15 protein-coding genes and 4 tRNA genes are annotated in these 22,828 nt (G+C 62.0%); 3 read left to right on the top strand and 16 right to left on the bottom strand.

All coding sequences use genetic code 11. The features are described from left to right. Nucleotides 1-26 precede the first annotated feature (26 nt). From fusA to ACK8CP_RS04080, 15 genes are all read right to left on the bottom strand, one after another. On the bottom strand, nucleotides 27-2,117 hold the full coding sequence (gene fusA, locus ACK8CP_RS04150) for an elongation factor G (RefSeq protein ID WP_414833432.1): 2,091 nt from the start codon (nucleotides 2,115-2,117) through the stop codon (nucleotides 27-29). A gap of 21 nt (nucleotides 2,118-2,138) precedes the next feature. Beyond that, nucleotides 2,139-2,609, bottom strand: a complete 471-nt coding sequence (gene rpsG, locus ACK8CP_RS04145) for a 30S ribosomal protein S7 (protein WP_092816690.1) — start codon at nucleotides 2,607-2,609, stop codon at nucleotides 2,139-2,141. Between the two features lie 11 nt (nucleotides 2,610-2,620). Further along, a complete protein-coding gene (gene rpsL, locus ACK8CP_RS04140; RefSeq protein WP_026381892.1) occupies nucleotides 2,621-2,992 on the bottom strand; it encodes a 30S ribosomal protein S12 in 372 nt (123 codons plus the stop codon). A 1,003-nt stretch (nucleotides 2,993-3,995) separates the two neighbouring features. Then, on the bottom strand, nucleotides 3,996-8,213 hold the full coding sequence (gene rpoC, locus ACK8CP_RS04135) for a DNA-directed RNA polymerase subunit beta' (RefSeq protein ID WP_414833431.1): 4,218 nt from the start codon (nucleotides 8,211-8,213) through the stop codon (nucleotides 3,996-3,998). A gap of 102 nt (nucleotides 8,214-8,315) precedes the next feature. After that, nucleotides 8,316-12,470 carry a DNA-directed RNA polymerase subunit beta gene (rpoB, locus tag ACK8CP_RS04130; protein ID WP_234628251.1) on the bottom strand — a complete coding sequence of 1,385 codons (4,155 nt, stop codon included), beginning with the start codon at nucleotides 12,468-12,470 and terminating at the stop codon, nucleotides 8,316-8,318. A 151-nt stretch (nucleotides 12,471-12,621) separates the two neighbouring features. Further along, nucleotides 12,622-13,002, bottom strand: coding sequence for a 50S ribosomal protein L7/L12 (gene rplL / locus ACK8CP_RS04125; RefSeq protein ID WP_092816657.1), 381 nt, complete (start codon nucleotides 13,000-13,002; stop codon nucleotides 12,622-12,624). Nucleotides 13,003-13,053: 51 nt separating this feature from the next. Next, the gene (rplJ, locus tag ACK8CP_RS04120) at nucleotides 13,054-13,572 is read right to left on the bottom strand and encodes a 50S ribosomal protein L10 (RefSeq protein WP_414833430.1); all 519 of its coding nucleotides are present in this window, start codon (nucleotides 13,570-13,572) and stop codon (nucleotides 13,054-13,056) included. 328 nt (nucleotides 13,573-13,900) lie between these two features. Beyond that, a complete protein-coding gene (gene rplA, locus ACK8CP_RS04115; protein WP_234628252.1) occupies nucleotides 13,901-14,599 on the bottom strand; it encodes a 50S ribosomal protein L1 in 699 nt (232 codons plus the stop codon). A gap of 4 nt (nucleotides 14,600-14,603) precedes the next feature. Further along, nucleotides 14,604-15,032, bottom strand: coding sequence for a 50S ribosomal protein L11 (gene rplK, locus ACK8CP_RS04110; protein ID WP_092816651.1), 429 nt, complete (start codon nucleotides 15,030-15,032; stop codon nucleotides 14,604-14,606). Between the two features lie 169 nt (nucleotides 15,033-15,201). Then, the gene (gene nusG, locus ACK8CP_RS04105; RefSeq protein WP_234628253.1) at nucleotides 15,202-15,732 is read right to left on the bottom strand and encodes a transcription termination/antitermination protein NusG; all 531 of its coding nucleotides are present in this window, start codon (nucleotides 15,730-15,732) and stop codon (nucleotides 15,202-15,204) included. Nucleotides 15,733-15,751: 19 nt separating this feature from the next. Beyond that, nucleotides 15,752-15,949 (bottom strand): preprotein translocase subunit SecE, encoded by a 198-nt coding sequence (gene secE / locus ACK8CP_RS04100; RefSeq protein WP_092816647.1) that lies wholly within the window; start codon nucleotides 15,947-15,949, stop codon nucleotides 15,752-15,754. Between the two features lie 132 nt (nucleotides 15,950-16,081). Further along, a tRNA-Trp gene (locus tag ACK8CP_RS04095) sits at nucleotides 16,082-16,157 on the bottom strand. 191 nt (nucleotides 16,158-16,348) lie between these two features. Then, nucleotides 16,349-17,524: an elongation factor Tu gene (tuf, locus tag ACK8CP_RS04090; RefSeq protein ID WP_234628248.1), complete on the bottom strand. Its 1,176-nt coding sequence runs from the start codon at nucleotides 17,522-17,524 to the stop codon at nucleotides 16,349-16,351. 247 nt (nucleotides 17,525-17,771) lie between these two features. After that, nucleotides 17,772-17,845 (bottom strand) — tRNA-Gly (locus ACK8CP_RS04085). Between the two features lie 19 nt (nucleotides 17,846-17,864). Beyond that, a tRNA-Tyr gene (locus ACK8CP_RS04080) sits at nucleotides 17,865-17,949 on the bottom strand. 198 nt (nucleotides 17,950-18,147) lie between these two features. Here ACK8CP_RS04080 and rlmB point away from each other — a divergent pair. Further along, on the top strand, nucleotides 18,148-18,927 hold the full coding sequence (rlmB, locus tag ACK8CP_RS04075; protein ID WP_414833429.1) for a 23S rRNA (guanosine(2251)-2'-O)-methyltransferase RlmB: 780 nt from the start codon (nucleotides 18,148-18,150) through the stop codon (nucleotides 18,925-18,927). Nucleotides 18,928-18,933: 6 nt separating this feature from the next. On the opposite strand, the gene ACK8CP_RS04070 is transcribed toward rlmB, so the two are convergent. Further along, nucleotides 18,934-19,458, bottom strand: a complete 525-nt coding sequence (locus ACK8CP_RS04070) for a BA14K family protein (protein ID WP_414833428.1) — start codon at nucleotides 19,456-19,458, stop codon at nucleotides 18,934-18,936. A gap of 422 nt (nucleotides 19,459-19,880) precedes the next feature. Between ACK8CP_RS04070 and ACK8CP_RS04065 the strand changes: the two genes are divergently transcribed. Together ACK8CP_RS04065 and cas3 are read left to right on the top strand one after the other, a co-directional pair. Beyond that, a tRNA-Thr gene (locus ACK8CP_RS04065) sits at nucleotides 19,881-19,956 on the top strand. A gap of 517 nt (nucleotides 19,957-20,473) precedes the next feature. Beyond that, nucleotides 20,474-22,762 carry a CRISPR-associated helicase Cas3' gene (cas3, locus tag ACK8CP_RS04060; RefSeq protein ID WP_414833427.1) on the top strand — a complete coding sequence of 763 codons (2,289 nt, stop codon included), beginning with the start codon at nucleotides 20,474-20,476 and terminating at the stop codon, nucleotides 22,760-22,762. The last annotated feature ends 66 nt before the right edge of the window (nucleotides 22,763-22,828 follow it).

Here is a 22,828-nt window from a genome sequence, read left to right as displayed (position 1 = left end):
GACTTCTCAACCTGTTTCTGAAGAAATCAGGCGTATTTCGATTGAATTTCCTGGGCGACCTGGCTCGGCACCGGCGAGTAATGGTCGAACTGCATGGTGTACTGAGCACGCCCCTGGCTCATCGAGCGCAGCGTGTTGACGTAACCAAACATGTTGGCAAGCGGCACCATGGCGTTGATGACGGTGGCATTGCCCCGCATCTCCTGGCCCTGCACCTGCCCACGCCGGGAATTGAGGTCACCGATCACAGACCCGGTGTAATCCTCCGGCGTCACCACCTCGACCTTCATGACCGGCTCGAGAAGAACCGGCTTGGCCTTCTGGGCACCTTCGCGGAACGCGGCACGAGCCGCGATTTCGAAGGCGAGCACCGAGGAGTCAACGTCATGGTACGCACCGTCGAGGAGCGTCGCCTTGAGGTCGACCATCGGGAAGCCGGCCAGCACACCATTGCCAAGGACGCTTTCCAGACCCTTCTGGACGCCCGGAATGTATTCCTTCGGCACGTTGCCGCCGACGATCTTGGATTCGAACGCGAAACCCGCACCGGGCTCCTGCGGCTCGAATACGATCTTGACGCGGGCGAACTGGCCCGAACCGCCGCTCTGCTTCTTATGCGTGTAGTCGATCTCGGCAGCCTGCGTGATCGTCTCGCGATACGCCACCTGCGGCTGACCGACATTCGCCGCGACCTTGAACTCGCGCTTCATGCGGTCGACGAGGATGTCGAGATGAAGCTCGCCCATGCCGGCGATGATCGTCTGACCGGATTCCTCGTCCGTCTTCACGCGGAAGGACGGATCCTCCTGCGCCAGGCGGTTGAGGGCGAGGCCCATCTTCTCCTGGTCGGCCTTGGAATTCGGCTCGATCGCGATCTCGATGACCGGATCCGGGAATTCCATCCGCTCCAGGATGACCGGCTTCACCGGGTCGCACAGCGTATCACCCGTCGTCGTATCCTTAAGACCGACGAGCGCGACGATGTCGCCAGCGAACGCTTCCTTGATCTCTTCACGGTTGTTGGAGTGCATGAGAAGCATACGACCGATGCGCTCGCGCTTCTCCTTCACCGTGTTCATCAGGCTCGCACCGGATTCCAGCTTACCGGAATAGATGCGAGCAAAGGTCAGAGAGCCGACGAACGGGTCGTTCATGATCTTGAACGCGAGCATCGAAAGCGGCTCGTCGTCCGAGGACACGCGCTTGACCTCTTCGCCGGTCTTCGGATCGATGCCGCGGATGGCGTGCACTTCGACCGGGCTCGGCAGATAGTCGACCACCGCGTCGAGAAGAAGCTGAACGCCCTTGTTCTTGAAGGCTGAGCCGGCAAGGATCGGGAAGAACTGCACGGCGCAGGTGCCCTTGCGGACGAGCCGGCGGATCGTGTCGTTGTCCGGCATGTTGCCTTCGAGATAGGCTTCCATGACGGTATCGTCGAGCTCGACAACGGTCTCGATGAGCTTCTCGCGCCACTCTTCGGCCCGATCGCGAAGATCCTCAGGAATCTCCACGTCGTCCCACTGCGCACCGAGCGTCTCGTCGCGCCAGAGGCGAGCGTTCATCTCGATGAGATCGACGACGCCCTTGAAGTCGCTTTCCGCGCCGACCGGCAGCTGCAGAACCAGCGGCTGAGCACCGAGACGATCCTCGATCATCTCCACGCAGCGGTAAAAGTCGGCGCCGATCTTATCCATCTTGTTGACGAAGATCATGCGCGGAACTTTGTACTTGTCCGCCTGGCGCCAAACCGTCTCGGTCTGCGGCTCGACGCCGGCATTGGCGTCGAGAAGAGCAATCGCACCGTCGAGCACACGCAGCGAACGCTCGACTTCAATCGTGAAGTCGACGTGGCCTGGCGTGTCGATGATGTTGAGGCGCCGCTTCTTGCCGTCGCGACCCGCCCAGAAGGTGGTCGTCGCAGCCGACGTGATCGTAATGCCCCGCTCCTGCTCCTGCTCCATCCAGTCCATGGTGGCGGCGCCCTCATGGACCTCGCCCATCTTATGGCTCTTGCCGGTGTAGAAGAGGATCCGCTCCGTCGTCGTGGTCTTTCCGGCATCGATGTGCGCCATGATGCCGAAATTGCGGTAGTCCTCGATCTTATAGTCGCGTGGCATGTGGGGCCCCGTTTCTTTCGGTTACCAGCGGTAATGCGAGAAGGCGCGGTTCGCTTCCGCCATGCGGTGCGTATCTTCGCGCTTCTTCACCGCATTTCCGCGGTTGTTGGCAGCGTCCATGAGCTCGCCGGAAAGGCGCTCCTTCATGGTCCGCTCGTTACGGCCGCGGGCGGCCGTGATCAGCCAGCGAATGGCCAGCGCCTGACGGCGATCCACCCGGACTTCGACCGGCACCTGGTACGTCGCACCGCCGACACGGCGGGAGCGCACTTCCACATGCGGCATGACGTTGTCGAGCGCCTGATGGAAGACCGCGACAGGATCCTGGCGCATCCGGCCTTCCACACTCTCGAGCGCCCCGTAGACGATCGATTCAGCGGCCGACTTCTTACCGTGATACATCACGGAGTTCATGAACTTGGAGATCACGCGATCCCCATACTTCGGATCGGGATTGATTTCCCGCTTGTCTGCACGACGGCGTCGCGACATCGCCCCTCTCCTTACTTCGGCCGCTTGGCGCCGTACTTCGAACGACGCTGGCGACGGTCTTTGACGCCCTGCGTATCGAGGACGCCGCGCAGAATGTGATAGCGAACACCCGGAAGGTCCTTCACGCGCCCGCCGCGGATCATCACCACGGAGTGCTCCTGAAGATTATGGCCCTCGCCCGGGATATAGCCGACGACTTCGTAGCCGTTGGTGAGGCGCACCTTGGCAACCTTACGCAGCGCGGAGTTCGGCTTCTTCGGCGTCGTCGTGTAGACGCGCGTGCACACACCGCGCTTCTGCGGATTGGCCTCGAGCGCCGGCACCTTGTTACGCCGCGGCTTGTCGTGACGCGGCTTGCGGATGAGCTGGTTGATCGTCGGCATTAATATGTCCGGCTTCCGTTCTATCGAATCCCTCACGAACACGACGCGAATCGCGCCGCATCACCCTTCAAAGGTTGCAGCGCTCGAAACAGAGGATTGCGGGTCACCGCAATCATGATCCAAAACTCGTATCGCATTCAAACCCGGGCAGCGTTTAAGCCTTGTAGTCTCGCGCAATGGACGCACGAAACAGGGCTTGGCTTACCGCCTGCCCCTTGGGTGGTGCTCATCTAGCCAGTGGTAGGGTTCGCGTCAACCCCGAGGCCCGGGTTTTCTTAACGTTTGCGGCGACAGCGCCCGGAAACGGCGATTCAAAGCCCGCCTCCGGGTCCACCCAGGCGCCCGATCGTCCGTGACCGGGCGAAATGTCCGCCGATTGCCTTCAAAGGACGGCCGCACGTGATTCTAAACGCAAGAGAATCGCTGCCACAAGAGCTTCGGCTCGCGAAATTCACTGAAAACGAATCTCCCGATTCGTCGGCTGTTGAGCGCGACGATTCGCCGATTCGCCGAGGGCGCCGGAGACCGTCGTCGGCTGCCCAAACGAAAAAAGGCCGGCGCTAAGGCCGGCCCTTTTGTTGAACTGAAAATCTGCCTCAGTTGAGGTACGGGATCGCTGCGATCGTCGCGTACCCGAACGTCAACCCGAAAAACAGCAGGGTGCGTTTGACAAGGTGTCCGGCCATCTATCCTGTTCCGTTGAGTTCTGGTTCCCCTCGGCCCCGTTAACGGCGGGCGGCCGAAAAGGTTCATTCGCCAGAGACTGATCTTGTGAGCCTTGCGGCGGTTTTTCGCCGGCCGCGCTGCTCTAAAGGAATAGCCGGCCTGCACAAGCGATTTTCACGCGAGAAAATGTCGAGGAAGTAAATGGTCCACAGTTCGCTGGGGCCTGTGTTCCGCCGGCCACAGAGGTCGCGTCTGCGGCGCCCCGACGCAGACGTATAACGCGAAAGCCCCGGCGCTCGGCCGGGGCTTTCAAACTCAACAGAGACCCTTCGAAGGGCTATTCGGCCGCGTCGACCGGGGCTCCCTCGCCACCGCTCAGATCGACGAGAGCGGCCTTGGCGGAGATCTCCGCCCGCTTGCGCTCGTCCTCGGCGATGAGCTCGTCCCGCCGCTGAGCGATCGCGCGCAGCCGCGCAATCGCGCCGCCGGTACCGGCCGGGATAAGGCGGCCGACGATGACGTTCTCCTTGAGGCCTTCGAGCGTATCGATCTTACCGTTGACGGCAGCATCGGTGAGCACCCGAGTGGTCTCCTGGAAGGAGGCCGCGGAGATGAACGAGCGGGTCTGCAGGCTCGCTTTGGTAATGCCCAGCAGCACCGGCACGCCTTCGGCGGTCCGCTTGCCCTCTTCGTGGAGACGCGCATTGATCGCATCGAGCTCGATACGGTCGACCTGCTCACCCGAGATGAGGTCGCTGTCGCCCTGCTCGGTAATTTCGACCTTCTGCAGCATCTGGCGAACGATCACCTCGATGTGCTTGTCGTTGATCAACACGCCCTGCAGTCGGTAGACCTCCTGGATCTCGTTGACGAGGTAAGCCGCAAGCTCTTCCACGCCCTTGATCGCCAGGATGTCGTGCGGGGCCGGCAGACCATCGAGAATGAAGTCGCCCTTCTCGATCACGTCGCCTTCCTGCAGATGGAACGGCCGTCCCTTCGGGATCAGATATTCCACCGGCTCGCCTTCACCATCGACAGGCTCGATCACGATACGCCGCTTGTTCTTATAATCGCGGCCAAAGCGGACCATACCTGCCTGCTCGGCAATGATGGCGTGATCCTTCGGACGTCGCGCTTCGAAGAGCTCCGCCACCCGCGGCAGACCGCCGGTGATGTCGCGCGTCTTGGCACTTTCAAGCGGAATACGTGCCAGCACATCGCCCGGTGCCACCTCGTCTCCCGGCTCCACCGAGAGAATGGCGTCGACCGAGAGCTGGTAGCGGGCGTCGCCGCCACGCTCGAGCTTCGCCGGCTCGCCGTTCGCGTCGAAGACGACGAGAGCAGGCTTCAGGTTCGCCCCACGCGGGCTCGCCCGCCAGTCGATGACGACGCGCTTGGTGATGCCGGTCGATTCGTCGGCCGTCTCCGTCACGGAGGCGCCTTCGACCATATCCTCAAACGACACCTTGCCGCCGACTTCCGTCACGATCGGCCGGGTATACGGATCCCATTCGGCAATCCGCTGCCCCCGCTTGATCGTGTCGCCCTCGTCCACGAACAGCTTGGCGCCATACGGGACGCGGTGGCTCGACCGCTCCTTGCCCTTCTCGTCGAGAATGGCGACCTGCATGTTGCGGCCCATGGCGATGAGCCGGCCTTCGGAATTGCGCACCACAGAACGGTTGCGAATTTCGACCGTGCCCTCGAACGTCGATTCCAGGAACGACTGGTCGACCACCTGCGCGGTACCGCCGATGTGGAAGGTCCGCATGGTGAGCTGCGTTCCCGGCTCGCCGATCGACTGCGCCGCGATGACGCCGACGGCCTCGCCCATATTGACCGGCGTACCGCGAGCCAGATCGCGACCGTAGCATTTGCCGCAGACGCCGTATTTGGTCTCGCAGGTAAGAACCGAACGAATGAGCACGGATTGCACGCCGGCCGCCTCGATCGCTTCCACATGCCGCTCTTCGATGAGCTCGCCCTTCGGGACAATGATCTCGCCCGTCGCAGCATCCGTCACGTCTTCGGCTGCCGTGCGTCCAAGGACGCGCTGGCCGATCGTCGCAACAACCTGACCCGCATCGACAATCGCCTGCATGGTGAGGCCGTTCTCCGAGCCGCAATCCGTCTCGGTGATGATGCAGTCCTGGGCCACGTCGACGAGACGGCGCGTGAGATAACCCGAGTTCGCCGTCTTCAAAGCGGTGTCGGCCAGACCCTTTCGGGCACCGTGCGTGGAGTTGAAGTACTCCAGAACCGACAGGCCTTCCTTGAAGTTGGAGATGATCGGGCTCTCGATGATCTCGCCGGACGGCTTGGCCATCAGGCCACGCATGCCCGCCAGCTGCTTCATCTGAGCAGGAGAGCCACGCGCACCGGAATGCGACATCATGTAGATGGAGTTGACCTGCTTCTGGCGCCCGGTCTCTTCATCGAATTCGACCGCCTGGATCTTCTTCATCATCTCGTCGGCGACCTTGTCGGTGCACTTCGCCCACGCGTCGACGACCTTGTTGTACTTCTCGCCCTGAGTGATCAGGCCGTCGTTGTACTGCTGCTCATATTCGGCCGCGAGCTGACGCGTCTCTTCGACGAGCGCCGTCTTCGCCTCCGGAATGACCATGTCGTCCTTGCCGAACGAAATGCCGGCGCGGGCCGCCTGACGGAAGCCGAGCTGCATGATCCGGTCGCAGAAGATCACGGTCTCTTTCTGGCCCGTATGCCGGTAGACCGTATCGATCGTCCGGCTGATCTCCTTCTTCGTCATCAGCTTGTTGCAGATGTCGAACGGGATGGCCGGATGCTTCGGAAGAAGCTCGCCGATCAGCATGCGCCCAGGCGTTGTCTCGTAGATCTTCGAGTTCGGCTCGCCATCCGGGCCGATCCCCTTGTAGCGACCCTTGATCTTCGTGTGCAGCGTCACTGCACCGACCTCGAGCGCATGATGCAGCTCGTTGATCGAGCCGAACAGCATCCCCTCGCCCGGCTCGTTGTCCTGCATCACCGAGAGATAATAGAGACCGAGAACGATATCCTGCGACGGCACGATGATCGGCTGACCATTCGCCGGGTGCAGAATGTTGTTGGTCGACATCATCAGGACGCGGGCTTCGAGCTGTGCTTCCAGCGACAGCGGCACGTGGACCGCCATCTGGTCGCCGTCGAAGTCGGCATTGAAGGCTGCGCAGACGAGCGGATGCAGCTGGATCGCCTTGCCTTCCACCAGCACCGGCTCGAAAGCCTGGATGCCAAGGCGGTGCAAGGTCGGCGCCCGGTTCAGCATCACCGGATGCTCGCGGATGACCTCGTCGAGGATATCCCAGACTTCCGGCTTCTCCTTTTCCACCAGCTTCTTCGCCTGCTTCACCGTGGCCGAATAGCCCTTGGCGTCGAGGCGCGAATAGATGAACGGCTTGAACAGCTCGAGCGCCATCTTCTTCGGCAAGCCGCACTGGTGCAGCTTCATCTCCGGGCCGACCACGATGACCGAACGGCCGGAATAGTCGACGCGCTTGCCGAGAAGGTTCTGCCGGAAGCGGCCCTGCTTGCCCTTCAGCATGTCGGAGAGCGACTTCAGCGGGCGCTTGTTGGTGCCCGTGATGACGCGGCCCCGACGGCCGTTGTCGAACAGCGCGTCGACGGATTCCTGCAGCATCCGCTTTTCGTTGCGGATGATGATGTCCGGCGCACGAAGCTCGATGAGTCGCTTCAGGCGATTGTTGCGGTTGATGACGCGGCGATAGAGATCATTGAGATCCGACGTCGCGAAACGGCCGCCATCGAGCGGCACGAGCGGACGCAGATCCGGCGGGATGACCGGAACGACCGTCATCACCATCCATTCCGGACGGTTGCCGGACGCCATGAAGGCCTCGATGACCTTGAGGCGCTTGGCGAGTTTCTTCGGCTTCAGCTCCGTCGTCGCTTCGGCGATCTCCTGGCGCAGGCGCACGGCCTCCGTCTCGAGATCGATCGCCATCAACAGCTCGCGCACGGCCTCCGCGCCGATCATGGCGGTGAAGCTGTCGGCACCGTACTGATCCTGCGCCTCGAGATACTCGTCTTCGGAGAGCAGCTGCTTCTCCTGGAGCGGTGTGATGCCCGGCTCAACGACGATGTAGTTCTCGAAATAAAGGACGCGCTCGATGTCCTTCAGCGTCATGTCGAGCATGAGGCCGATGCGGGACGGCAGCGACTTCAAGAACCAGATATGAGCAACCGGAGCGGCGAGCTCGATATGGCCCATACGCTCGCGCCGAACGCGCGCGAGCGTCACTTCCACACCGCACTTTTCGCAGATGATGCCCTTATACTTCATCCGCTTGTACTTGCCGCACAGGCACTCATAGTCCTTGATCGGGCCAAAGATGCGCGCGCAGAACAGACCGTCGCGTTCAGGCTTGAACGTCCGGTAGTTGATGGTTTCCGGCTTTTTGATCTCGCCGTAAGACCAAGACAGAATCTTCTCAGGGCTCGCGAGCGAAATTCGAATCTGATCGAACGTCTGCTGCTGCGCCTGCGGGCTGAAGATGTTCATGACCTCTTGGTTCATAGGGTCATTCTCCTTGCCAATGTTCCTCGCGCCGCACCAAGCGACGCCGCGCCGCCGGGGGAAGCGGCTGGGTTAGTCTGGTCGAGGCAATGGGATGCCGCACTATTCTGCGGCATCCTTGTCGTAACTCTGTGGCAGAGAACGCATCTTCTCGGAATCTTCCAGATCGACGCTGAGGCCGAGCGAACGCATCTCTTTGACGAGAACGTTGAAGCTCTCCGGGATACCCGCTTCGAAGGTATCGTCGCCTCTGACGATCGCTTCGTAGACCTTGGTACGGCCCGCGACGTCGTCCGATTTCACCGTCAGCATCTCTTGCAAGGTATAGGCCGCGCCGTAAGCTTCCAGGGCCCAGACCTCCATTTCGCCGAAACGCTGTCCGCCGAACTGCGCCTTACCGCCCAGCGGCTGCTGGGTGACGAGCGAGTACGGGCCGATCGAGCGTGCATGGATCTTGTCGTCGACGAGATGGTGCAGCTTCAGCATGTAGATGTAGCCGACCGTGACGTTACGATCGAACGGTTCGCCGGTTTTGCCGTCGAAGAGCTGCGCCTGGCCCGAGCGGTTGAGACCCGCCTTTTCCAGAAGCTCGTCGATATCAGCCTCTTTGGCACCGTCGAAGACCGGGGTCGCAATCGGCACACCGGTGGTGAGCTGATGACCGAGACGCACGACCGATTCATCGTCGAACGACGAGATCTTCTCGTTCTTGTCGTTGTCGTCGTAGATGCCCGACAGATGTGAGCGCAAAGGCTGCACGTCGCCGCTCTTGCGGTAGGCTTCCACGAGTTCGCCGATCTGCTTGCCGAGATTGGCGCAAGCCCAGCCGAGATGCGTTTCGAGAATCTGTCCGACATTCATGCGGCTCGGCACACCGAGCGGATTGAGCACGATATCGGCATGCGTCCCGTCTGCCAGGAACGGCATGTCCTCGACCGGCACGATCTTCGACACGACACCCTTGTTGCCATGCCGGCCGGCCATCTTGTCGCCAGGCTGGATCTTGCGCTTCACAGCGACGAAGACCTTGACCATCTTCATGACGCCAGGAGGCAGCTCGTCACCGCGCTGCAGCTTCTCGACCTTGTCGATGAAGCGGTTTTCCAGACGCTTGCGGCTCTCGTCGTACTGCTGCTTCAGGCCCTCGATGTCCGACATCTTCTTGTCGTCGCCGACGGCGAACAGCCACCACTGCGAGCGGGGATATTCTGCCATCACCTCGTCGGTGATTTCAGTGCCCTTCTTGAAGCCCTTCGGTCCGGCGGCACCCGCCTCGCCGCGCAGCATGTCGGCCAGACGGCCGTAGATGTTGCGGTCGAGGATCGACTGCTCGTCGTCGCGGTCCTTGGCGAGACGCTCGATCTCTTCGCGCTCGATCGCCATCGCGCGCTCGTCCTTCTCCACGCCGTGGCGGTTGAAGACGCGCACTTCCACGATGGTGCCGTAGGTTCCTGGCGGCATGCGGAGCGAGGTGTCCCGCACATCCGAGGCCTTCTCGCCGAAGATCGCGCGCAGAAGCTTCTCTTCCGGCGTGATCGGGCTTTCGCCCTTCGGCGTGATCTTACCGACCAGAATGTCGCCCGGCTGCACTTCCGCACCGATATAGACGATGCCCGCCTCGTCGAGATTGCGAAGCGCCTCTTCCGAGACGTTCGGAATATCGCGCGTGATCTCTTCCGGACCGAGCTTCGTGTCGCGCGCCATCACCTCGAATTCCTCGATATGGATCGAGGTGAAGACGTCGTCGCGAACGATCCGCTCCGACAGGAGGATGGAATCCTCGAAGTTGTAGCCGTTCCACGGCATGAACGCGACGAGCACGTTCCGGCCGAGCGCCAGATCACCGATATCCGTCGACGGACCGTCAGCGATCACCTCGCCCTTGCGCACCTGCTCGCCGACCCGCACCAGCGGACGCTGCGTGATGCAGGTGTTCTGGTTGGACCGCTGGAACTTCTGCAGCCGGTAGATGTCGACACCGGACTTTGAGGTGTCGATCTCTTCCGTGGCCCGAATGACGATACGCGTCGCGTCGACCTGGTCGACGACGCCGGTCCGCCGCGCCGTGATCGCTGCACCGGAATCGCGCGCCACGATCGGCTCCATGCCGGTGCCGACGAGCGGCGCCTCGGCACGCACCAGAGGCACGGCCTGCCGCTGCATGTTCGATCCCATGAGCGCGCGGTTGGCGTCGTCGTTTTCCAGGAACGGAATGAGCGCGGCCGCCACCGAAACGAGCTGCTTCGGCGACACGTCCATGAGGTCGACCTTGTCGCGCGACACCATCGAGACGTCGCCGCTGTGACGGCAGGTGACGAGCTCGTTGGCGAACCGTCCCTCGTCGTCGAGCTGAGCGTTCGCCTGGGCGACCGTGTACTTCGCCTCTTCCATGGCGGAGAGATAGACGACTTCGTCCGTCACCTTGCCTTCGACGATCCGCCGATACGGGCTTTCGATGAAGCCGTATTTGTTGACGCGCGCAAAAGTGGCGAGCGAGTTGATGAGGCCGATATTCGGACCTTCCGGCGTCTCGATCGGGCAGATGCGGCCGTAATGGGTCGGATGCACGTCGCGCACTTCGAAGCCGGCCCGCTCACGCGTCAGACCACCAGGTCCGAGCGCCGACAGGCGCCGCTTGTGGGTGATTTCCGACAGCGGATTGGTCTGGTCCATGAACTGCGACAGCTGCGACGAACCGAAGAACTCGCGCACCGCGGCGGCCGCCGGCTTGGCGTTGATCAGATCCTGCGGCATCACCGTGTCGATCTCGACCGACGACATGCGCTCCTTGATCGCGCGCTCCATGCGCAGAAGGCCGACGCGGTACTGATTTTCCATCAGCTCGCCGACCGACCGCACGCGGCGATTGCCGAGATTGTCGATGTCGTCGATCTCGCCGCGACCGTCACGCAGGTCGAGGAGCATGCGGATGACCGCAAGGATGTCCTCCTTGCGCAGGACCCGCATCGTGTCCTCGGTCTGAAGGTCGAGGCGCATGTTCATCTTCACGCGGCCCACCGCAGAGAGGTCGTAGCGCTCCGGATCGAAGAACAGCGACTGGAACATCGCCTCTGCCGTCTCGATCGTCGGCGGCTCGCCCGGGCGCATCACACGATAGATATCGAACAGCGCGTCCTCGCGGCTCTCGTTCTTATCGGCCGCCAGCGTGTTGCGCATATAAGCGCCGACATTGACGTGATCGATCTCGAGGAGCGCGATCTCGTTGCGATTGAGCTCGCGAAGCTGATCGAGCATCTTCTCGGAGACCTCGTCGCCGGCCTCCGCATAGATCTCGCCCGTCTCGAAGTTGACGATGTCCTCGCCGAGGAAACGGCCGAGAACCTGCTCGTCGGAGACGACCAGCGACTTGACGCCCTTTTCCACCAGCTGACGCGCCAGACGGGCGGTGATCTTCTTGCCGGCCTCGACGACGACCTCGCCGCTCGCCGCGTCGACATAGTCTTCGCTCGCCTTCGTCCCACGCAGCTTTTCCGGGTCGAAGGGAACGATCCAGCCGTTGTCACCGCGCGTCGCCGTCACGATGTCGTAGAAGGTCGAGAGGATTTCCTCGCCGTCCATCCCGAGCGCCATCAAAAGCGACGTGACCGGAATCTTGCGGCGGCGGTCGATGCGCGCATGCACGACGTCCTTGGCGTCGAACTCGATGTCGAGCCAGGAGCCGCGATACGGAATGATGCGGGCGGCAAACAAAAGCTTGCCCGAGGAGTGCGTCTTGCCCTTGTCGTGGTCGAAGAAGACACCCGGCGAGCGATGCATCTGGGAGACGATGACGCGCTCGGTGCCGTTGATGATGAACGTGCCGTTGTCCGTCATCAACGGCATGTCGCCCATATAGACGTCCTGCTCTTTGATGTCCTTGACGGACTTCGCACCCGTATCCTCGTCCACATCGAAGACGATCAGCCGCAGCGTCACCTTGAGCGGCGCGGCGTAGGTTATGTCACGCTGCCGGCATTCGTCAGTGTCGTATTTCGGCGGCTCGAATTCGTAGCGCACAAACTCCAGCATCGCCTGGCCGGAGAAGTCCGTGATCGGGAAAACGGACTTGAAGACGGCCTGAATGCCTTCGTCGCCGCGGCCGCCCTCTGGCTCTTCCACCATGAGAAACTGATCGTAGGAGGATTTCTGCACCTCGATCAGGTTCGGCATCTCGGCCGCTTCGGTGATGTGACCGAAGAACTTGCGGATGCGGCGGCGGCCGGAAAAGCTTGCGGTCTGAACGGCAGTGTTCGCCATGGATGGTCCTCGTCCTCGCTCGGAGCGGATGTTGACGGCTGTCTGGAGGGTCGCCATGACGGGCGACCATCGAGAAAGCCTGCGGGCGGCCCCGCGTTTATGCGGGACCGCCCAATCTCAAACGCACAAAACTCTGTGCGCCAACAGAAGCTTACTTGAGCTCGACGGTAGCGCCGGCTTCTTCGAGCTTCTTCTTGATCTCTTCGGCCTCGGCCTTGGAGGCCGCTTCCTTGACCGGCTTCGGAGCGCCTTCGACGAGATCCTTCGCCTCTTTCAGTCCGAGGCCGGTGATGGCGCGGACTTCTTTGATGACGTTGATCTTCTTGTCGCCGGCAGAGGCGAGGATGACGTCGAACTCATCCTTTTCCTCTTCCGCGGCAGCCTCGCCGCCGGCAGCGCCACCGGCAGCCGCAACGGCAACCGGAGCAGCGGCGGAAACGCCCCACTTCTCTTCCAGCATCTTGGAGAGCTCAGCGGCCTCCAGCACGGTCAGGTTGGACAGATCGTCCACAATCTTAGCAAGATCAGCCATTTACTCAGTTCCTTGTCGGTTCGAACCGGATTGGTCTCTTCAAGGTCGGCCTCAAGCCGCCTCGTCCTTTTTCGCGTACGCTCCGAAAACCCGGGCAAGCTGTCCGGCCGGCGCCTGAGTGACACCCGCAAGGCGGGTGGCAGGCGTGTTGATCATGCCGACCAGCTTGGCACGCAGCTCATCCAGCGACGGAAGCTTGGCAAGTGCCTCCACTCCGTCCTTGTCCAGGTTGGTTGCACCCATGGCGCCGCCGAGAATGACGAACTTCTCCTTCGCCTTGGCGAAGTCTGCGGCGACTTTGGGGGCAGCGACGGGATCATCTGAATAGGCGATGACCGTCGGACCCTGGAACAGATCGCTGATATGCTCGGCGTCCGTGCCCTTCAGAGCGAGCTTGACGAGGCGGTTCTTGACCACCTTGAGGCTCCCGCCCGCAGCGCGCATGCGACCGCGAAGGTCGGTCATGTCGGCGACGGTCAGGCCGGAATAGCGGGCAACGACCACAACGCCCGTGTCCGAAAACACGCCGTTGAGGCTGTCGACCATTTCGCTTTTCTGCGCTCTATCCACTGCCTCTTCCTCATCTGCCTCCCCACCTTTTGACAGGGAGACGGCTTCGCTTCTGCCGCCCTGCCCTTGCGGGCCACTCCTTGCGGAGAGGGCGGCGGTGAACGCCTGTCCCCCTGCCTTCGCGACGGAAGGCGCGGGCCCCGGAAACCCGGGGGCTGAGGTTCGAACCGACTGCCTTTCGGCGAATTCGGCCCATCACCGTCTCATGCAGGCCCTTCGTGACACTCGGGCTTAAGAGGACAAAATTCCTCACCTGCAGTCTCGGACAGGTCGGCCGCCGGCTTGCCGGCGGCCTTTCCGGCCGGATCGCTCCGGCTGGAATTTCTACTCAGCTCGCAGACAGCGAGCTGACGTCGATTTTGACACCAGGTCCCTGCGTCGAAGCGATCGTCACGCGCTGAAGGTACGATCCCTTGGCGCCGCTCGGCTTGGCGCGGTTGACCGCCTCGGTGAACGCGCGGAGGTTTTCGACGAGCGCCTCCTCGCTGAACGAGGCCTTCCCGATACCGGCGTGAACAATACCCGCCTTCTCGACGCGGAACTCCACCGAACCGCCCTTGGCGTCCTTGACGGCCTTGGCAACGTCCATCGTGACGCTTCCGACCTTTGGGTTCGGCATCATGCCGCGCGGCCCGAGAATCTTGCCGAGACGACCGACGAGCGGCATCATGTCCGGCGTGGCGATGACCCGATCGAAGTTGATTTGGCCATTCTGAACCTGTTCTACAAGGTCTTCCGCCCCGACGACGTCGGCACCGGCCTTCTGCGCATCGTCGGCTTTCTCGCCACGCGCGAAGACGGCGACGCGGACCGTACGGCCCGTACCGTTCGGCAGCGAGACGACGCCACGCACCATCTGGTCGGCGTGACGCGGATCGACACCGAGATTGAACGCCACCTCGACGGTTTCGTCGAACTTCGCCTTGGCGCGCTCTTTGACCATGCGGACCGCCTCATCGGCGGCGTAGAGCTTTTCGCGATCGATGCCTTCCGAGATCGACTGCATACGCTTTGCTACTTTCGCCATGACGTCAGCCCACCACTTCCAGACCCATCGAGCGCGCGGAGCCCTCGACCATACGCATCGCCGCCTCGACGTCGGCCGCGTTGAGATCCTTCATTTTCTGCTCGGCGATCTCGCGCACCTGATCGCGCGACACCTTGCCAGCACCATCCTTGCCCGGCGCCTTCGAGCCCTTCTGGACCTTGGCGGCCTTCTTCAGGAAGTACGACACCGGCGGCGTCTTCATCGCGAAGGTGAAGGATTTGTCGGCGAAGATGGTGATCACCACCGGCACCGGAGAACCCTTCTCCATTTCCTGAGAAGCGGCGTTGAAATCCTTGCAGAACTGCATAATGTTCAGACCGCGCTGACCGAGCGCCGGTCCGATTGGCGGAGACGGATTAGCCGCACCCGCCGGTACCTGCAATTTCAGGTACCCTGTAATCTTCTTTGCCATCTTTCACTCCGTTATGTGCCGCCCGGAGACAGACCCCGGCGGCGCGGCGCGACGCGTGGTTCGGCCTTGATGGGACGCTGTGGCCACCGTCCCGACCTCCCACACTTCAACTGGAAGACCGAAGCCTTCCGTTCGACCACCGGATCGCACGGACCGGCGGCCATTCGGGTCAGAGCTTTTCGACCTGCCCGTATTCCAGCTCGACGGGGGTCGAGCGACCGAAGATCGACACCGCCACCTTGACGCGCGCCCTCTCCTCGTCGACCTCCTCGACATTGCCTTCGAAGGACGCGAAAGGTCCGTCGGCAACACGAATTCGCTCTCCAATCTCGAAATTGACGGAAGGCTTCGGACGATCGACGCCCTCCTGCACCTGCGCCATGATGCGCTCGGCTTCCGAGTCGGGAATCGGCACGGGCTTGTTGTCGGCACCAAGAAAGCCGGTCACTTTCGGCGTGTTCTTGATGAGATGGAACGCCTCGTCGGTCATATCCATCTTGACGAGCACATAGCCCGGAAAAAACTTGCGCTCTGCGTCGACCTTACGGCCGCGGCGCACCTCGACGACCTTCTCCTTCGGAACCAGGATCTCATCGATCAGATGATCGAGCCCCGCCGCCTCCGCTTTTTCGCGAATGGACTCGGCGACCTTGTTCTCAAAATTCGAGTAGGCGTGGACGATATACCAGCGTTTCGCCATCAATCTCTGCCTTGCGGGCTCAGCCGGCGGCGCCGAGCAGCAACCCGACGCCCCAGCTCATAATCTGGTCCGCGACGAAAAAGAAAATCGCCGCCAGAAATACCATGACGAAGACCATCACGGTTGTGATCAGCGTCTCGCGCCGAGTGGGCCAGGTGACCTTGCCGACTTCGGTCCGCGTCTGCTGTAGGAATTGAAAAGGATTGGTTTTCGCCATGCCGCCGAACTCAAAGGCGCGCGATCACCCTGACCGCGCGCCTCCGAACCTTCTAGTTAGTCAGTTTCATCCGTCGACGCAACCCCCTCATTAAGGCTCCCTTAAGAGTGGATCGCGATCCCGTCTGTAATCTGGCAGGGGCGGAGGGATTCGAACCCCCGACCACCGGTTTTGGAGACCGGTGCTCTACCAGCTGAGCTACACCCCTTCATCCGGCATCATCGCGAAATGCGATTTGCCGGAACGAAATTCGCTTGAGCGACCATGGCGGCCGACTCGCCTGCGCTGGAACTACACAGATGCAGCTGCCGGCGCAAGCGCAACCGAGCAACCTTCGAGCGTGAAAGGCCAATCCGCAGCAATCCGTCACGGCCGGCCCCTCTCCACGCCCGATCGCGGTTACTCGATGATTTCGGAGACGATGCCGGCGCCGACGGTGCGGCCGCCTTCACGGATGGCGAAGCGCAGCTTCTCTTCCATCGCGATCGGCACGATCAGCGTCACGTCCATCGTCACATTGTCGCCCGGCATCACCATCTCGGTGCCTTCCGGCAGCGTCACGACACCCGTCACGTCCGTCGTCCGGAAGTAGAACTGAGGACGGTAGTTGGTGAAGAACGGCGTGTGCCGACCACCCTCTTCCTTCGTCAGAATGTACGCTTCCGCCTTGAACTTCGTGTGCGGCGTCACCGAACCCGGCTTGCACAGGATCTGCCCGCGCTCCACGCCCTCGCGGTCGATGCCGCGAAGCAGCGCGCCGATGTTGTCGCCCGCCTGGCCACTGTCGAGCAGCTTGCGGAACATCTCGACGCCCGTCACCGTCGTCTTGCGGGTGTCGCGGATGCCGACGATCTCGACTTCCTCACCCACCTTGATCTGACCGCGTTCCACACGACCCGTCACGACCGTGCCACGGCCGGAGATCGAGAACACGTCTTCGATCGGCATCAGGAACGGCTGGTCGATCGGACGCTCCGGCGTCGGGATGTAATCGTCGACAGCCGCCATCAGAGCGCGGATCGAATCCTCGCCAAGCGCCTTGTCGCCGTCCTCGAGCGCCACAAGCGCCGAGCCCTTGATCACCGGAATGTCGTCGCCCGGGAATTCGTAGGACGACAGAAGCTCGCGAACCTCGAGCTCGACGAGCTCAAGAAGCTCCTCGTCGTCAACCTGGTCGACCTTGTTCATGTAAACGACAAGCGCCGGAACACCGACCTGACGGGCGAGCAGAATGTGCTCACGCGTCTGCGGCATCGGGCCGTCGGCCGCCGACACAACCAGGATCGCGCCGTCCATCTGCGCCGCGCCCGTGATCATGTTCTTCACATAGTCCGCGTGCCCAGGGCAGTCGACATGCGCGTAGTGACGCTTCTCCGTCTCGTACTCAACATGCGCCGTCGAGATCGTGATGCCACGCGCCTTCTCTTCCGGCGCCGCATCAATCTGGTCGTAAGCCCGATACTCGCCGAAGAACTTCGTGATCGCCGCCGTCAGCGTCGTCTTGCCATGGTCGACGTGACCGATCGTCCCGATGTTCGCATGCGGCTTCGTGCGCGAAAATTTCTCTTTTGCCATTTCCCTCTACCAAGGCTGAGTTCGACGGGGATTTTCGGCGCGCCTAGTACGATGGTCCGCGCGATGGTGCAAGAGGCCGTGCGTCACATGCACGCGACAAAGACGATCCTGGCGAGACGCCGCAAAGGTCTGGCGGCACGCTGTCGGCGGGGTCATGCAGCAGAGCCCCAAAGTGACGCGCGCATCAAGACGCCGCGCAATCGCTGCGCGGCGCAAAGCGGGTCTAGGTACGGCTCTTGTCGAAATCTGGAGCGGGTAGCGGGAATCGAACCCGCATATTCAGCTTGGAAGGCTGCTGCTCTACCATTGAGCTATACCCGCACAGCGCTTCGCGGGCCGCTGGTGGAGGGGGTTGGATTCGAACCAACGTAGGCATAGCCAACGGGTTTACAGCCCGTCCCCTTTAGCCACTCGGGCACCCCTCCGGTGCGGCCGTCGAAACGACTGGCGAAAGCGAGGTCTCGGTTGGTCAACCGAAACCGTCGGTGGCGGCGTATATGCAGGTGGCGCCCCGGCCTGTCAACGCCCGCAACACGAAAGCCCACCGTTGCCATTCCCTGAAGTTCGGTGCGAAGGGAGAAGCCGGTAAATTGAGCAAGCAAGCGATGTCCAACGATACGAATATGAGAAGGCGCCGTCGCCCCGGCGAGAAGAGCGGACGGCCCACTCGACGAAGCCCGCGCACGCCCCCGGCCGATTCGCCTTCGGTCATCTACGGCTTTCACGCCGTCAGCGAAGCCTTGAAGAATCCGAAGAGAAAGATCCATCGGCTCGTCGCAACGGCCAATGCGCTCAACCGGCTCAAAGGCCTCGTGCCGGACATGGAATGGCCGGAACCGTCGACGACCCGCGAGATGGACAAACTGCTCGGCGCCGACACGGTGCATCAAGGCGTCGCGCTTTTCTGCGACCCCTTGCCCGAGCCTGAACTTTCCGACTGCATCGGAGCCGACATGATCGTCGCGCTCGATCAGGTGACGGACCCGCACAATGTGGGCGCGGTCCTTCGCTCCGCCGCCGCCTTCGGCGCGAGTTTTCTGATCATGACGGCGCGCCATTCGCCGTCAGAGACCGGCGTTCTTGCGAAGACCGCCTCCGGTGCGCTGGAACATGTCGAAATCGTGCGGGTGAGAAATCTCTCCAATGCGTTGGAGGAACTGCGAGACGCAGGCTTCCACCTTCTGGGCCTCGACGGCGAGGCCACGGACGCGCTCGGCGACACCCCCGTGCCCAAACCCGCCGTTCTCGTACTCGGCGCCGAAGGCAAAGGCCTGCGTGAAAAAACCGCTGCGACTTGCGATCGGCTCGTGCGGCTTCCCACACGTCCGCCGATCGCAAGTCTCAACGTCTCCAATGCGGCAGCCATCGCGCTTTACGAAGCGAGCCGCTCCGAAAGCCGCTAAGTTGCCTCAGCGGCAGAGGCGGCGCGGGCCGTTATAGGGCTGAAACGTGCCGCTGCGCGGATCGAAGCTGCGGTACTTCGAGGCGCAATAGGCGTACCATTCGCGCGACCAAGGGGCGGGCCGTGCTCCGGCATAGGCCGGAGGGGCCGCATAATAGCGCGGCTGGGCCATGGCACTGCCGAGAGCGAGCCCAAGACCCAAGCCGGCGACACCCGCTCCAATGCTGTTCCTGTTGCGATGCCGGTAATAGTGGCGCCCGTAGCGGTAGTGCCGATCACGGTAGTGCCGCCCGCGGTAATGATGACCGCGATATCGGTGGCCGTTATAGTAGCGACGGGGCGCACGAGGCCCGATGCGGTGGCCGCCCCGCCAGTGACGATCCTGCACTTTGATGAGAGGGGCTTCGACACCACTCGCCGGTGAAGCCTGGGGCGCGCGAGGCATCGCTGCCATCGTCGGCGAGAGAGATGCAATCACCATCGAAAGCCCTGCCGCGATCGCGATTGCTGCCCGAGTAGACCTGGATTGCATGACGAAAATCTCCTGAGGACCGCACCACAAGATTCTCGTGCGGCCAACCATTCTTAGAATGCTAACAAATTAAGCAGCTGCATGTTCCCCATTGAAAAGGTCCGATCACGTTTCTTTTACCGCCGGGCGTCGGAACGCGGTCGATTCATGGTTTCCTCCCCTCACCGTCATCGCTGCCCGAGCTTCCGCCCCTGACAGGCATCCCCTGACAGGCATCGAGGCCGATCGCGCAGCCTCGTTGGCCCCGCATGTTGGTCCGAAAAGGCACTCGTTGTGACAGGCTTGCGAGCCCGCCGACGAAGCTGTTGCGCCTGTCAGAAGGAGCGGTTAGGGAATATCGGCTCCAGGCGGCGTCAAATGGCGGAATTTGGAGCCCTGAAGGCGCACCAGAGGCCCAGCCAGTCTCTGCCGTCACGCGTCATGCCGGCTTAGCTCAGTTGGTAGAGCATCTGATTTGTAATCAGGGGGTCGGGGGTTCGAGTCCCTCAGCCGGCACCATTTTCACCATTGATATATCTCGCCTTTTTAATCAGCTGCCGTTTCTTAAAAAACACCACCAACAAAATCATCCGGCCGCACGGAGCGACATCCCTGCCCGGCCGAGAGAAAAGACGTCACTCACGTCTCTCTGATGATCTGGTGATGATGGCCCTAGACTTTCTCTGCAGTCTGCCGGCTCATGCCCAGGAAACCGGCCACCTTCCATTGTCAACGCCCGACTGCATCGCCCATGTCTCCGCCGTGTGCCGGAGTGCGTGCCCGACGACGACGTCTTCCACTGAAAAACCAGAGCGCCGGCCCTCCGCGCACCCACGGCCATTCCGCCCACACAGCGCCGGCATGCGACTCGATTACCCTCCACACATCACGTGAATGGAGATAACATTTGAGAATATCTCGATATTCGCTCGCATATTGAATTTCAGTATTAGCTTGAACAAGCGATGCGCCAATATTTCTGGGATTCATGACCAACACGTACTTCGGCTTCGCAAAGCCGCGATAGTGAAGGAAAATGGAATTCTACGCCCATTCCACCAAGGCGACCGATTGCTGCGATTGGGAGCTTCTCTCTGACCACCTCAGTGCCGTGGCGCGGCGGGCACGCGAATTCGGAGCGCCCTTGAAGATTGCAGAGGCCACCGCGTTTTGCGGCGCCCTGCATGACCTGGGAAAATTCTCGCCAGCGTTCCAGGCGCGACTGCAAGGCGCGAGCGAACCGGTCGACCATTCCACGGCCGGTGCGAAGGCCGTTCTCGGTCTCTTCGCGCATGCGCCGAACCAGTGGATCGCCTGGCTCATGGCGCAGGCGATCGCCGGCCACCACGCGGGTCTGCCCGACCGGGCCAGCCATGAGCCCGGCTCCCTCGAGGAGCGCCTGGAAGGTTTTGCCATGGAAAGGCTCAACGCAAGCTGGCAGACCGTCGTTCCTGACACGCCGTCCGAACTCATGCCGCCGTTCGACTGGCAAGCCCCCAACGAGCCCCAACGCGCCTTCCGCTTCGCCATGCTCGGGCGCATGCTCTTCTCCTGTCTCGTCGATGCCGACTTCAAGGAGACCGAGCTCTTCTACGAGAAAGCCGGAGACGTCGCGAAGGACCGCGACTGGCCGAACCTTGCGGAATGCTTGCCCACGTTTTTGGACGCCTTTGAGAAGAGGATCGCCGCCTTCGGCGAGCCGCAGAGCGAGATCGGCCGATTGCGGGCCGAAATCCTCGCCACTGCGCGGGCACGCGCAGAAATGGCGCCCGGCCTCTTCACGCTCAACGTCCCGACCGGCGGCGGCAAGACGCTCGCTTCGCTCGGCTTTGCGCTCGACCATGCGAAACAGCACGGCCATCGCCGGATCATCTTCGGGATTCCCTTCACGTCCATCATCGACCAGACGGCCGCGATCTTCCGGGAGATCCTGGGCAACGATTTGGTGCTGGAGCATCATTCTGCCATCGAAGACGAAGAGACCGGCCAGGTCGGCCCAGCGGACAGCACCCGATCGATGAAGGGCAAGATGCGGTTCGCCATGGAAGACTGGGCCGCACCCGTGATCGTCACAACGCATGTGCAGCTGTTCGAGAGTCTGTTCGGCGCCCGCACCTCGCGCTGCCGCAAGCTCCACAACATCGCCGGCAGCGTCATCGTGCTCGACGAAGCACAGACCCTGCCGAAGAAGCTCTTGGCACCGACGGTCTGGGCAATCGACGAGCTCTGCCGCAACTACGGCTGCTCAATCGTTCTGTGCACGGCGACGCAGCCCGCCTTCGATGCACGCAAGCTGAAGGCGCTGAAGCCCGACCATCTCCTGGCGCTCGATCTCGACGGCCGCGAGCTCGCACCCGACCCGCCGCGACTTCACAAGGCCCTCGAGCGTGTGCGCCTCGTGTTCGCCAGAGAGATGAGTGACGAGGATCTCGTGGAAGCCCTGAAGGACCATCCGCAGGCGCTCATGATCGTCAACAGCCGCCGCCACGCGCTCGATCTTTACCGGGCGGCGCAGATGGAGGAGCTCGACGGGCTCGTGCATCTGACGACCCGGCAATACGCGGCCCATCGGCGCAACATCCTGGCTGACGTGAAAACGCGTCTCAACGAGGGACGCCCCTGCCGTCTGATCGCCACGTCACTGATCGAAGCGGGCGTCGATGTCGATTTTCCCGTCGCCTGGCGGGCCGAAGCGGGGCTTGATCAGATCGCCCAGGCCGCGGGGCGGGTGAACCGTGAGATGCGGCGACCAGTCGACGAAAGCGTCGTCACGGTTTTCAGGCCGTCCGACCCGGACCATGCGCCGCCCGCCGAAATCAAAAGCCTCATCGGCAGCATGGAGCGGATGAAGGATCTCTTCGACAACCATTTCGCGCCGGAGGCCATCGAGCGCTACTTTCATGAGGTCTACTGGCAGGCCGGTGAGGAACGCCTCGGCAAGCCGATCCTCCATCTTTCAAAATTCTCGCAGAGCTACGGTCCGGACATTGCCTATCGCACCATCGCCGAACACTACCGGATGATCGAAGACGGCATGGCGCCGGTGATCGTCGCCCGCGACGAGAAGGCGCGGAAAGCGGTTAGAAACCTAGAAGTGCCCGAGATTTCCTCGGGTCGGATCGCCCGTGAATTACAGCCGTATATTGTCTCGGTCCCGCCCCGGGCGCGGGCACTCCTCAAGACAAACGAACATATCGTCTTTCCACATCGGGAATTGCGGAAGAAACAGTTCGCGATCCTGAAGACGGACACGCTCTACGAGGAAGACGTTGGTCTGCTCTGGGAGAATGCAGAGTACTTGGAGCTCGAAAACACCATCACTTAGAAAACGACCTTCTCTGCGGCTACGCGGCCCAGTTGCATGATCTCCATAAGAGACGAGATAATCAGT

The sequence above is a fragment of the Afifella sp. YEN Y35 genome, assembly GCF_047553465.1.
Classification (GTDB): Bacteria; Pseudomonadota; Alphaproteobacteria; order Rhizobiales; family Afifellaceae; genus Afifella; species Afifella aestuarii.
Note: the sequence above shows the minus strand (reverse complement) of the source record. Positions and strands in the feature narration are given on the sequence as shown.